Origin of the sequence: Thermosynechococcus sp. (genome assembly GCF_046299635.1) — a bacterium.
Taxonomy (GTDB): domain Bacteria; phylum Cyanobacteriota; class Cyanobacteriia; order Thermosynechococcales; family Thermosynechococcaceae; genus Thermosynechococcus.
On sequence record NZ_JBKBHV010000003.1, the window covers coordinates 26,898 to 39,050 of the forward strand.

Here is a 12,153-nt window from a genome sequence, read left to right on the forward strand (position 1 = left end):
GCTATGCAAAGCGATCAACAAAAGCGCATTCTCGGCTACTTCATTGAGGAGGCGCAGGAACACCTGACCACCATTGAAGACAGTTTGATGAATCTTCAGCAGGTGGTCAATGACCCCGAGGCCATGAGTGAAATGTTTCGGGCGGCGCACTCGGTCAAAGGGGGGGCGGCAATGCTCGGGCTGCACAGTATTCAACACACGGCCCACAAGCTGGAGGATTACTTCAAAATCCTGCGGGAACACCCCGTAACGGTGGATGAAACCCTAGAGCAGTTGTTTTTGCAAGCCTTTGATGCGCTGCGGGAACTCCTCGATGAATTGCAAGGCCCCTTTGGTTTGACGGAGGAGACAGCAACCGCAACGCTGAATCGGGTGGAGCCGGTCTTTAATCAACTGCAAGCCCACTTAAGCCGCCTGACCCAAGGAGCAGAGGCGGCGCCTCCTGTGGTTGCTCCTTCTGCAGCCGTGGCAGAACCCGTTAAACCGCCGGTACAACCCGTTGCCGATTCGAGTTATCGCTTAGTCTTTCAAACGGAGGTGCCCGATCGCCTGCGGGCAATGTTGCAACTCTTTAAGCAGCCTGATTCACCCCAAGTGCGCCAAGAATTGGCGGAGGCCTGTTCTAATCTGGGTCAATTGGGGGAAACCTTTGCGCTGCCTGAATGGGTTGAACTGCTGGCGATCGCCCAACAGGTGGTGAGTAACACTGCTCAGCCCCTCACGGCTTTGGCACCGGTGGTGATCAAAGAGATTATGGCAGCTCGCGACTTGGTGCTGAATGGTCAAGGCAGTGCTATTCGCCCTAGCGATAGTTTAGTGGCGCTTCAGCCCCCTTTAGTTGAGGAAGCTCCGGCTGTTGTGCCAGAAGCGCCAGAAGCCGCGGCTGTGGCACCCGTGAGCCCTGAAATACCACCAGCTCCCCCCGAAGTTGCCTCCTCGGTAGCGCCGCCGGAGGCCAGTCTACCTGAAGAAGAGATTTCTGAGCCAATGGCGCCAACAGCCAGCGGTGGCAATGGTGTCACTGTTTTCGGTGAAGAGAGCAGGACTGATTTCCAAGAATTGAGTGACATTTTTAGTGATGCAACGGCACTGCCGACAGACTGGTTGGAGGACACTCTTGAGGAGGATTTGGCCAGTTTAGGGCTGGGGGATGAAGCCGCCTTTGATGAGGAGATTTCCGACTTTTTGAACATGACCGCTGCTGAGGAATTGCCTGAAGCAGAACCCAGCCTCGATGCCATCCTCGATGAAATTGAAGAACTCTCTGGTGAGGTGGTTTCTGCGGAGGTGGCGGAAGTATCCCTCGATGATCTCACGCCGCCAGCGATCGCCGAAAGCATGGCTGAGGCTCTTGAGGCGCCCTTGACACTTGACAGTCCTGCTGAGGAGAGTGCAACTGCAGAAACAGCCGAACTTGGTCTAGATGCCTTCCTTGAACAATTCACTGAGGAAGCCCCCCCAGAGATGGCCGCTCTTGATGAGGCAGTTGCTTCCCTAGAAGACTTCTTGGGTGAGGCCACAGATACCCCAGATCTGCTTCCCCTAGAAGAGGAGATGGAGGTGGCCGCTTTTGGCGATGTTACTGAGGATGTGGCAGAGTTTCTCGATGAGGTGCCGGGTCTCAATGATGTCCTGGAAAACTTGGTCGTGGATAATGCGGTGGAAGAAGCCCTCGCAGAATTTGTTACCCCGCCAAGCACTGATGATCCTTGGGCAGAAACCCTATCCGCCTCGGAGGCGGCGGCGATCGCTGAGCCGAGTCTTCCTGAGTTCACAGCAGCTGCTGAACCTGAAGTACCAACAGAGGAGGTTGTACCCTCTTCTGAGGTTACCAGCATTGCCGAGCTAGAATCACTCCTTGAAGAGTCTGTCCCGTCGCCTGAAGTTGCCGGCATCCCGGAACTCGACGTGGTGGCAGAGGAATCGATCCTCTCCCCTGAAGCGACCAGCATGGCAGAACTGGAAGCACTGGTGAATGATGCCACTGTGCCTGCTAGCCCCGAAAGCGTCCTAGAGGAATTGGAGGGGTTGATTGAGCAAAGTATAACCAGTACAACCCCACCAGAGTCTGCCACGTTCAGCGAATTGGATCAGCTTTTAGAGACGGCGACGCCACCTCCGCCAGCCTTTGAGGATCTAGAGCAACTCTTGGGTCAAGCCACACCTGCGGCACCCACCCCAGCACCCGCCACCGTTGAGGATAGTTTTGCCGATTTAGAGAAATTAATTCCCCAACCCGCAGGAAGTAGTGCGAAGGCGGCCACCCCGCGGCGAACAGGAGCAGCAGCAAAAGGTGGCTCCTTGGTAGAACAAACCATGCGCGTACCGGTACGTCACCTCGACACCCTGAGTAACCTCGTTGGGGAGTTGGTGGTCAACCGCAATAGCCTGGAAGACACCCAAGAACGCCTGCGGCAGTTTCTCGATAATTTGCTCTACCAAGTGCAACAACTAGGGGAGGTCAGCCAACAGATGCAAGACCTCTACGAGCGATCGCTCCTTGAGAGTTCACTGCTGGGGATAAGGACAGCCCGGGCAGCCAACGGCCAAGGGGAGCGGGGAACCCACGCCACAGGGGTTGAGTTTGATGCCCTAGAAATGGATCGCTTTACCGGCTTCCACACCCTCTCCCAAGAAATCATTGAGCGGATTGTGCGGATACGGGAGGCAGCAGATGACATCGAATACGTCGTTGATGAAGTAGAGCAGGTAGCGCGACAATTTCGGCAAGTCACCACTCAAGTCCAAGAGGGCTTGAGCCGCTCACGCATGGTGCCCTTCCGTGAAATGTCTGCCCGTTTACCAGGAGCTGTGCGCCGCGTGGCTAGTACCATCAACAAACAGGTGGAACTAAAGATTGAAGGGGAGGATACGCTCATTGACAAGGGCATCCTCGAAAAGCTCTTTGACCCGATGACCCACCTGATCAATAACGCCGTCTATCACGGTATTGAACCCCCCGAAGAGCGGCGGCGCTTGGGCAAACCGGAAAAAGGGCTGATTCGCGTGCGGGCTTTTTACCAAGGTAGTCAAGCGATTATCTCCGTCAGTGACGATGGGGCGGGGATTGACCCCGAACGAGTAAAACGCAAGGCCATTGAGAAGGGTCTCCTGAAGGAGGCGGATGCCCCCAGCCTGTCGCGCCAAGAGGTCTATGCCTTCCTCTTCCAGTCTGGATTTAGCACCAAAGATCAAGCGGATGCCCTGGCCGGTCGCGGTGTGGGGATGGATGTGGTGCGCAAAAATCTGGAGGACATTCGCGGCACGATTAACATTGACTCCACCGTGGGCAAAGGGACGACGTTTACCATCCGCTTGCCGCTGACCCTGAGCATTACCAAAGCCCTCTGCTGCATTGATAACCACTGCCGCATTGCCTTCCCCATTGACGGCGTGGAGGATATGCTGGATATTCCTCAAGAGCGCATCCAAACCCTAGAAGATGGTCAACGTGTCCTCTCGTGGCACGATCGCCCGCTGCCGGTGCGTAAACTTGGGGACTTGCTGAAGTACAGCCGCAACATTAGCCGTAGCAATGTCTATGGCGGGAGTACCCAAGATGATGGCATGGTCTCGATTGTCGTGCTGCGCAGTGGCGATGATCTTGTGGCCATGGAGGTGGATCAGGTCATCGGCGAACAGGAAATCGTGATCAAACAGTTGTCGGGTCCTGTGCCGAAGCCGGTGGGTGTGGCTGGGGTAACCGTTCAAGGGGATGGCCGCGCAATGGCGATCGCCGACGTACTGGAGATTATTGATCTCTCCTTAGGACGCATGGATCGCGATTGGCGTGGATTTGGCTACACAGTGGATGTTGCGGAACCAGAGGAAGCCTCCGAACCCTTGGTACTGATCGTTGATGACTCGATTACGGTGCGGGAGTTGCTCTCAATGACGTTTACGCGGGCGGGCTATCGCGTTGAGCAGGCACGGGATGGTCAAGATGCGTGGGAAAAACTGCGTTCGGGCTTACCCTGTGACTTGGTCTTCTGTGACATTGAGATGCCGCGCATGGATGGCTTGGAGTTGCTCTCACGGATTCAGAAGGATCCCAAACTCAACCATTTACCGATCGCCATGCTGACCTCACGGGGTGCCGATCGCCACCGCAAGATGGCTGCCCAACTAGGGGCACGGGGTTACTTTACGAAGCCCTATCTAGAGGAGCAATTACTGGATGCCGCTGCGCGCCTCCTCAGGGGTGAAGTCCTTGTGCAGCAGGAGCCGACACCTACTCCATGAATCCCATGCGTGAGCGATCGCCTGCCCTAGCTGACTTTCTTGCCCAACTCCCCTTTCAACTGGATGCCTTTCAAGAAGCGGCGATCGCTGCCCTTGAGGCGGGTCGCTCGGTGGTGGTCTGTGCTCCTACGGGGTCAGGGAAAACCCTCATTGGTGAGTATGCGATTCACCGTGCCCTGATGCGGCAGCAGCGGGTCTTTTACACCACCCCTTTGAAGGCGCTCTCGAACCAGAAGTGGCGTGACTTTCAGCAGCAGTTTGGTACGGAGCAGGTCGGCCTCTTGACCGGGGATGTCTCGATTAACCGTGATGCCCCGATTCTGGTAATGACAACGGAAATTTTCCGCAATATGCTCTACGGCACCCCCATTGGTGAAGTGGGTACCTCCCTTGCGGGGGTAGAAGTGGTGGTGCTCGATGAATGCCACTACATGAACGATCGCCAACGGGGCACCGTTTGGGAAGAATCCATCATCTACTGCCCCAAGGAAATTCAACTGGTGGCTCTCTCTGCCACGATCGCCAACGGCGAGCAACTCACCGACTGGATTCAATCCGTTCATGGGGAGGCTGAACTCATCTACTCCGACTGGCGACCAATTCCACTGCACTTTTACTTCTGCAATGGCAAGGGACTCTTTCCCCTCTTGGATGGCCAACGCAAACGCCTCAACCCCAAACTCCACGGCCAGCCGGAACTGCGGCGACGCGGCAGCAAGCGAGACTTTTTGAGCATCCGCTATGTGGTCAGCCAACTGCAACAGCGGGAGATGCTGCCGGCCATTTACTTTATCTTTAGTCGCCGGGGTTGTGACCAAGCAGTTCAAGAGGTCTTGGGCATGAATCTCCTCACCAAGGCTGAACAACAGGCACTGGCTGAGCGGGTTGAAACTTTTCTAAGCCAGCATCAGGACATTGTCGCCCCGGAAATGATTGCCCCCCTCTACCAAGGGATTGCCGCTCACCATGCTGGGGTGCTACCTGTGGTGAAAACCCTGGTGGAAACCCTCTTTCAGGAAGGCCTGATCAAACTTGTCTTTGCCACGGAAACCCTAGCGGCAGGGATCAATATGCCCGCGCGCACTACTGTGATTTCTACGCTCTCGAAGCGCACCGACAGCGGTCATCGGCTCTTGACAGCCTCGGAATTTCTGCAAATGGCAGGACGAGCCGGGCGGCGGGGCATGGATACTGTGGGTCATGTGGTTACCTTGCAAACCCCCTTTGAGGGTGCCCATGAGGCGGCGTTTTTGGCTACAGCTGCTCCCGATCCCCTGATGAGTCAATTTACCCCCAGCTATGGCATGGTCTTGAATCTGTTGCAACGCCACACTCTCGAAGAAGCACGGGAATTGGTGGAGCGTAGTTTTGGCCAGTACTTGGCCACATTGCAACTGACACCGCAACGGCAGGCGATCGCCCAACTAGAAACAGAGCTGCAAACCGTACAACAACGCCTTACCGGCATTGATCGGCAGCAACTGGCGCAGTATCAAAAGCTGCGGGAACGGCTACGGCAGGATCAACGGCTTCTGAAAATTCTTGAACAGCAGGCGGAGCAGGAACGTGCTCAAGAACTCCTCCCTTTTATGATGGCAGTGCTGCCGGGAACGTGGCTGCATATCAAATCCCCGATTCGGGAGCATCCTCCCTTAGCCGCTGCCCTCTGTCAACCTGTTGCCGGTTCTGGACAGTTGCCCCACTGGCTGTGCCTCGCGGCCGATGGTCGTTTTCGGGTAGTTGGCATTGATGACATTTTGGGTGTCTATCCCGATCGCCCCCCCTGTGATAATCTCCCTCCACCCCCAGAGGGGATGAAACTGCGCCTAGGGGAAAGTCATCCCTGCAATGAGGCGAGCCACTACTTAGGAACCCTCCCCGATCTGCCACCGGTCTTACCAGCGCCGGAAGTGGCTGCCCAAGCCGCTAAAATTGCTGACCTTGAAGCCAAACTCAGCCAACTGCAAGCGCGTCTGCCGCAAAATGTCCATGCGCTGCTGCGCTTAGTTCGTCGCGAAGAACGGCTGCAAACGGAACTGCGCGATCGTCAGCAAAAACTGCATCAACAGTCCCAACGCCACTGGGAGCAATTTCTTGCCCTCATTGCTGCCCTACAAGACTTTGGCGGCCTTAATGACCTAACCCCCACCCCCCTTGGGGAAATGGCCGCTGCCCTGCGTGGCGAAAACGAACTCTGGTTGGCCTTAGCCTTGGCCTCTGGCGAACTCGATGACTTGCCCCCCCATCTCTTGGCGGCGGCGATCGCGGCTCTGGTCACGGAAACACCCCGTTCCGACAGTTGGTGCAACTACCCCATTCCCAGTGAAGTGGAAGAACGCCTTGCTGCCCTCAGTCCGATTCGCCGTCGCCTGTTTCAGGTACAGCGCCGCTATCGCATTATCTTTCCCCTGTGGTACGAATGGGATCTCATTGGCCTAGTAGAGCAGTGGGCCTTGGGCACGCCGTGGCATGAATTGTGTGCTGAAACCAATCTCGATGCCGGCGATATTGTGCGATTGCTGCGGCGGACGCTCGATTTTCTTTCCCAGATTCCCCATGCGCCGCACACCAGTCCCCAACTGCGCCAAAGTGCTCAGCAGGCACGTTACCTCCTTGATCGCTTCCCCGTGAATGACTTGCTGGAGGGAGTGGAGCTAGAAGCGGCAACCGTATAGTTTGAATTCTGAAATGAGTGGCTCAGGCGGGATTTGAACCTGCGACCTTGGGCTTATGAGTCCCCTGCTCTAACCACTGAGCTACTGAGCCGAAATTTTTGCGTAATTTTCATTATAACGCGAATCTCCCAAAACTCAAGGCTCTGGCCAGCAGATTCAAGTCGAGTTCACCGTACAATAAAGAGTGGATCTGTTAGAGGAAAGATAGGCGTTGAGCAAAGCAGAACGCACGGCTCTTGACAACAAGCTATCGCAGCGATTTATTCATCTTGATCCAGCAGGGTATTTCATTATCTACATTGACCCTGAGCAAGAGTTGATCTGGATGAAACACTATCCCAATGACATTAATGAGAAGGGCTTAGCGGTGGATCCCGATACGGGGGAACCGATTCCCACCAGAGGGAAAGTAACGCGGGAACCCGATCTTGTACTCAGCGGTCGTACAGCCAAGGAGTTGTGTATTGAACTGTTTGAAAAGGATCGCCAACTGGTGACAATGTTTGACCATGCGGCCTATCTCGGTCGTGAATTGATGCGGGCACAGTTTTGTTTGGATGAAGGACTTGAGTATATCCAAGATTAGACAACACTGGCGCTGGGGGGTAGGGGCAGTTTCTTTAATGCTCTGTGCCCTTGTGGGGAGTGCCTTGGCAGCGATCGCCACCCCAGACTTGAGCGGCACAGTTGATGTTTTGCCTTTCAATGCCCAGTTGGGCGCGCAACTCTATCTGCGGCGCTGTGGCAGTTGTCATCTGGCAGTGCCCCCGGAAACATTGCCCACGCAGGCATGGCAGGTGCTGATTCAAGATACCAATCACTACGGTGCGACGCTCGAACCCATTCCCCGCCCCGAGTTGGTTCCCCTGTGGAACTATTTGCGCACCTATTCTCGACCCCTGCCTAACGATGCCCCAATTCCCTTTCGCGTCGGGCGATCGCCCTTCTTTCGCATCCTCCATCCCCGTGTTGAGCTATCGCAGCCAGTCACCCTCGATGGTTGTGCTCAATGTCATCCCAAGGCCACCCTGTTTAACTTTCGTGAGCTACGCCCGCAATGGCAGGATTCCCCCTAGAATATTTAGGCATGGTGAATTCTCCACCGCCCCATGTTTTCTAGCTCCTCCAATCACTACTCTCCGCGTGTCCAACGCATGATCACGCGCCGTCGCTGGCTACAGCAGGAGTGGTGGACGGTTGTGGCACTCCTCCTCTGGGGAACCTTGTTTCTCCAATATTGGTTGCAGGGGCGACTGGGGTTGCTGATTCACCCTAACTATTTTGGGCTGGCGATCGCTGCCGGGTTTCTTTTAGTTGTTGTGAGTGGTTGGCAAGGGTGGCGGTTGTGGCGGGGGCGCCTGACACCTGTGCAGCATGTTGCGCTCTTACCAGCCCGTTGGACGCTCAGTGTCCTGATTTTTGCGGCAGTAGTGGGGTTGGTGATTACGCCCCGTCCTTTCAATAGTGCAACGGCCATTCATCGCGGTCTCGAGGATGGCTTGACGGTGACACGCAATAGTCCGGTGGCCTTTCGCCTCAATCAACGGCCTGAGAAGCGCACGCTCATTGACTGGATTCGCACCCTTGATGTCTATCCCGAACCCGATGCCTATAGGGGCTTGCCTGCTCGCATTGAGGGATTTGCCGTCCATAGTCCCCAATTGCCGGAGACCTATCTCACCCTCACCCGTTTTGTCATTACCTGTTGTGCAGCGGATGCCTATCCCGTCGGACTGCCGGTAAAATTGGGGCGATCGCGCCAAGCCTATCCCCAAGATCAGTGGTTTCGCGTGGAAGGTCGGATGACCACAGAAACCCTCAATGACCGCCGCCAATTGGTACTGGTTGCTGAGAGAATAACGCCGATTCCTGAGCCTGAAAATCCCTTTATGTACTAGGGCAATGCTGTTTCACTTGATTCACACTCCCTACTGGATTGTCTTGGGCATGGGGGTCTTGCTCTTTTTGACAGTGATCTTTGGTGATGTGAGCGATGAAGAGGTTGAATTAGAGGGAGATGCCGATCCCTTGGAAGTGGAGGTCGAACTGGAGGAGGGCATCTCGTTTCTGACGATTTTGCATTGGTTGGGGGTGGGGAGAGCACCCCTCATTCTCTTGCTCGCCTTGGACTTTAGCCTTTTGGGCGTGTTGGGCTGGTTCTTCAATGTCCTCTTTTACACGTTGAGGGGCAGTTGGCCGGGGGTGGTGTGGTCGGGGGTCATTGCGATCGCTGCCCTGCTGTTAGCGCTAACAATTGGGAGCCTGTGTTCGCGGCCTTTGGGACAGATTTTTGCGCAGTTTAGCGAAGATACCAGTCGCGATCGCCTACTGGGGTGTAGTGGCCACGTCAGTTCTGCCCATATTCCCCGCAGTGGTACGGGTATTGGTCAAGTGAGTGTTTTGGATGCCAATCGCAATCGCTTAATTCTGCCCGCCGTAGTGCCTTCTTGGGCAACCGTAACCCCGCAGCATGGTCAGGAAATTTTAATTATTGATCGCCAAGAGAATGAGTACATTGTTGTGGCCAAAGATAGTTTGGACGAAGCCACATGGTTACACCAGCAACGGCAGTCCCAGATCAAGGATAGTCAAGACGCTTGAGGCATTGATGTTGCGATGGGCGGTGAGGGACTCGAACCCCCGACAGCCTCGGTGTAAACGAGATACTCTACCAACTGAGTTAACCGCCCAGACTCCAGAGTATAAATTGTAGCAAAGGTACAGCCTTTTTAACAGTCCTTTTCACCCTTAAAGTCATCTTGCGCTAAGAAAATCCGTTAGGATCAACGTGTCGAGACGTGCAAGGAACACCCTATGGGAGCAGCAACGGCAGCCAGTGGTCAACGGCTACGCAACTTTGTGATTGCGGTTGTGGCCATTCTCATTAGTCTTGCCCTATTTGCCGGTTTGCGCAGTCGCCATCAACCCCTCACCCTCGCCGAGCAAGCCCAGCACGCCACCCCTTGGGAGGAGGCTCAAGTTAATGGCAAGCCCACGCTCTTAGAGTTTTACGCCAACTGGTGTAGCACCTGCCGCGCTATGGCCAAGGACTTGGGGGAATTAAAGGCACAGTATCGCGATCGCCTGAACTTTGTCATGCTGAATGTGGACAACACCAAATGGCTACCGGAAATTGAGCGGTTTAATGTGGACGGCATTCCCCACTTTGTCTTTTTGAATCGGCACTTAGAACCCCAAGCGGTGGCGATCGGCCACCAACCCAAGGAAGTGATGGCCAAAAACTTGGAAGCCCTCGTCAATAACCTCCCCCTCCCCTACGGTCAACAGGTGGGTGAAATGTCCCAACTGCCAAGTCCTCTGGCCCGCCGGCGCAGTGATGATCCCCGCAGTCATGGGGGCTAGACTGTGGAACCCCAAGATGAGGTGCGTCAGGTCTATGAAGAGACGCAGGCGCGCATGGCACAGCTTTATCGTGAGTATGAGCAGATCAAGGCCACCCAAGCGCGGTTGAAAGCACGTAATCAAGCGGCCTTAGATCAAGAGCGCGATCGCTTGCAACAGGAGCTGCGGCAACTGGAGGCGGAGTTTGGCCTGACCCTGCTGTTTCATCTGGGGGAGGCGGCACGGGAATGCTGGCAAGAAATTCTCGCCCAAGAAAACTTTTGGCAATTGGTTCGCTTTGGCGGCTTGGGATTTGTCCTTGGCCTGCTGGTTAAGAGCCTGATGGGCTAATCTGCAAGGCAGTTGCCCAGAGTCCGGGGCGAGAATCGGGAATGGGGATGGCGCCAACGGTCTTGGCATAAAAAGCCTCCGCGGAGACCCAGCCAATGACAGCATAGGCATAGCCGGCCGCACGCATTTGCGCTAACGTTAACTGCAACAGCAGCCGACCAATTCCCTGCCCGCGGTAGGGTTCGGCCACGGCCATCGGCCCAAAGAGTCCCAAGGCGGCGGCATCGTAGCAGGCAAAGCCCAGCAATTCTCCCTCCTGTACCGCAATCAGTCCTCGGGGCGGCCGCCGGCTCAGGGCAACGGCTACTTCACTGCGCCAACCCCCACTAAAGCGATCGCCCACCCATTGGACAATATGCTCCACTTCCGATCCCAAGGGCTGCCGATAGTGAATTCCCTGCTGCTGATGCGCCATCACGGCAGGCCAGTCCACGGTGAGATCGTAGAGCTTCACCAGCATATCGGTCATAGAGTGCTTTCCTAGCGGCTAAGGCTGACTAGGGGACGTTGCAGCGCCTGCATCAACTCGTCAAACTGATCCGGCGTCAGGGATTGGGCACCATCGGAGAGGGCTTTTGCCGGGTTCGGGTGCACTTCAATCATGAGGGCATCGGCGCCTGCGGCCACGGCAGCTTTGGCCATGGGAGGAACAAATTCCGCCCAGCCGGTACCATGGCTGGGGTCAATCATAATCGGCAGGTGGGTGAGCTTGCGCAGCACCGGGATTGCCGCCAGATCGAGTGTATTGCGGGTATATTCGCGGTCAAAGGTACGAATCCCCCGTTCACAGAGAATTACATTGGGGTTTCCTGCCGCCAAAATATACTCCGCCGCCATCAGCCATTCCTCAATCGTGGCGGACATTCCCCGTTTCAGGAGGACGGGCTTGGGTTGGGCACCGATGCGCTTCAGCAGTGAAAAGTTTTGCATGTTGCGGGCGCCGATTTGCAGCACATCGGCCACTTCGGCAATTTTTTCCAGATCCGCTGCATCCATCACCTCCGTAATGATGCCCAAACCCGTTTTTGCCTTGGCTGCCGCCAACAGATCAAGGGCACTCTCGCCGTGACCTTGGAAGGCATAGGGGGAGGTACGGGGCTTGTAGGCACCGCCGCGCAGGAATTTGGCGCCTGCCGCTTTCACCCGCTCTGCCGTTTCAATGATCATGGACTCATTCTCAACGGAACAAGGGCCGGCCACCACCACCACATCATGGCCTTCGCCGAAAATCACCTCTCCGTTGGGGGTGGGCACCACCACTTCACTGGGTTCACCGTGGCGATATTCGCGACTGGCTCGCTTGAAGGGCTGCTCAACCCGGAGCACATGCTCAATCCAAGGACTAATTTCCTGAATTCGCAATGGATCGAGTTCTGCTGTTTCACCGACAAGACCGATCACTACCTTGTGCTTGCCCACGATTTTTTCGGGGGTGAGTCCCCAACTGCGCATCTCGCTGCTAACCCGTTCAATCTCTTCAGTGGGGGTGCCACTTTTTAGAACGATGATCATCGGCTTGCTAATCCCAACATTTCGGCTTAAG

The 12,153-nt window shown here is 55.6% G+C and carries 10 protein-coding genes and 2 tRNA genes; 8 read left to right on the plus strand and 4 right to left on the minus strand.

All coding sequences use genetic code 11. The features are described 5' to 3' along the window. Positions 1 to 3: 3 nt before the first annotated feature. Together ACK4IR_RS01785 and ACK4IR_RS01790 are read left to right on the plus strand one after the other, a co-directional pair. A complete protein-coding gene (locus ACK4IR_RS01785; protein WP_409871785.1) occupies positions 4 to 4,242 on the plus strand; it encodes a response regulator in 4,239 nt (1,412 codons plus the stop codon). Between the two features lie 5 nt (positions 4,243 to 4,247). Then, complete coding sequence (locus ACK4IR_RS01790; protein WP_409872023.1) at positions 4,248 to 6,917, plus strand: DEAD/DEAH box helicase; 2,670 nt, start codon at positions 4,248 to 4,250, stop codon at positions 6,915 to 6,917. Between the two features lie 18 nt (positions 6,918 to 6,935). On the opposite strand, the gene ACK4IR_RS01795 is transcribed toward ACK4IR_RS01790, so the two are convergent. Beyond that, positions 6,936 to 7,008: transfer RNA gene (locus ACK4IR_RS01795), tRNA-Met, on the minus strand. 120 nt (positions 7,009 to 7,128) lie between these two features. Between ACK4IR_RS01795 and ACK4IR_RS01800 the strand changes: the two genes are divergently transcribed. Genes ACK4IR_RS01800 through ACK4IR_RS01815 form a run of 4 tightly spaced genes read left to right on the plus strand, consistent with a single transcriptional unit; the run spans position 7,129 to position 9,518 of the window. Continuing rightward, the gene (locus ACK4IR_RS01800; protein WP_297050990.1) at positions 7,129 to 7,503 is read left to right on the plus strand and encodes a DUF4346 domain-containing protein; all 375 of its coding nucleotides are present in this window, start codon (positions 7,129 to 7,131) and stop codon (positions 7,501 to 7,503) included. Next, positions 7,475 to 7,993 (plus strand): cytochrome C, encoded by a 519-nt coding sequence (locus tag ACK4IR_RS01805; RefSeq protein WP_409871788.1) that lies wholly within the window; start codon positions 7,475 to 7,477, stop codon positions 7,991 to 7,993. The genes ACK4IR_RS01800 and ACK4IR_RS01805 overlap by 29 nt, the downstream gene beginning before the upstream one ends. 33 nt (positions 7,994 to 8,026) lie before the next feature. Continuing rightward, a complete protein-coding gene (locus ACK4IR_RS01810) occupies positions 8,027 to 8,815 on the plus strand; it encodes a TIGR03943 family putative permease subunit (protein ID WP_409871791.1) in 789 nt (262 codons plus the stop codon). A 4-nt stretch (positions 8,816 to 8,819) separates the two neighbouring features. Next, positions 8,820 to 9,518 carry a DUF1449 domain-containing protein gene (locus ACK4IR_RS01815; protein ID WP_409871794.1) on the plus strand — a complete coding sequence of 233 codons (699 nt, stop codon included), beginning with the start codon at positions 8,820 to 8,822 and terminating at the stop codon, positions 9,516 to 9,518. A 16-nt stretch (positions 9,519 to 9,534) separates the two neighbouring features. Here ACK4IR_RS01815 and ACK4IR_RS01820 read toward each other — a convergent pair. Then, positions 9,535 to 9,607, minus strand: a tRNA-Val gene (locus ACK4IR_RS01820). 124 nt (positions 9,608 to 9,731) lie between these two features. On the opposite strand from ACK4IR_RS01820, the gene ACK4IR_RS01825 reads away from it, so the two are divergent. Further along, positions 9,732 to 10,280, plus strand: coding sequence for a thioredoxin family protein (locus tag ACK4IR_RS01825; RefSeq protein ID WP_409871797.1), 549 nt, complete (start codon positions 9,732 to 9,734; stop codon positions 10,278 to 10,280). Positions 10,281 to 10,283: 3 nt separating this feature from the next. Beyond that, entirely contained in the window at positions 10,284 to 10,610 is a 327-nt protein-coding gene (locus ACK4IR_RS01830; RefSeq protein WP_409871800.1) for a hypothetical protein, read from the plus strand. Here the strand turns inward: ACK4IR_RS01830 and ACK4IR_RS01835 are convergent. Next, the gene (locus ACK4IR_RS01835; RefSeq protein WP_409871802.1) at positions 10,591 to 11,079 is read right to left on the minus strand and encodes a GNAT family N-acetyltransferase; all 489 of its coding nucleotides are present in this window, start codon (positions 11,077 to 11,079) and stop codon (positions 10,591 to 10,593) included. The two genes, ACK4IR_RS01830 and ACK4IR_RS01835, sit on opposite strands and share 20 nt — an antisense overlap. Before the next feature lie 11 nt (positions 11,080 to 11,090). After that, positions 11,091 to 12,122, minus strand: a complete 1,032-nt coding sequence (gene aroF / locus ACK4IR_RS01840) for a 3-deoxy-7-phosphoheptulonate synthase (protein WP_409871805.1) — start codon at positions 12,120 to 12,122, stop codon at positions 11,091 to 11,093. Between the last annotated feature and the right edge of the window lie 31 nt (positions 12,123 to 12,153).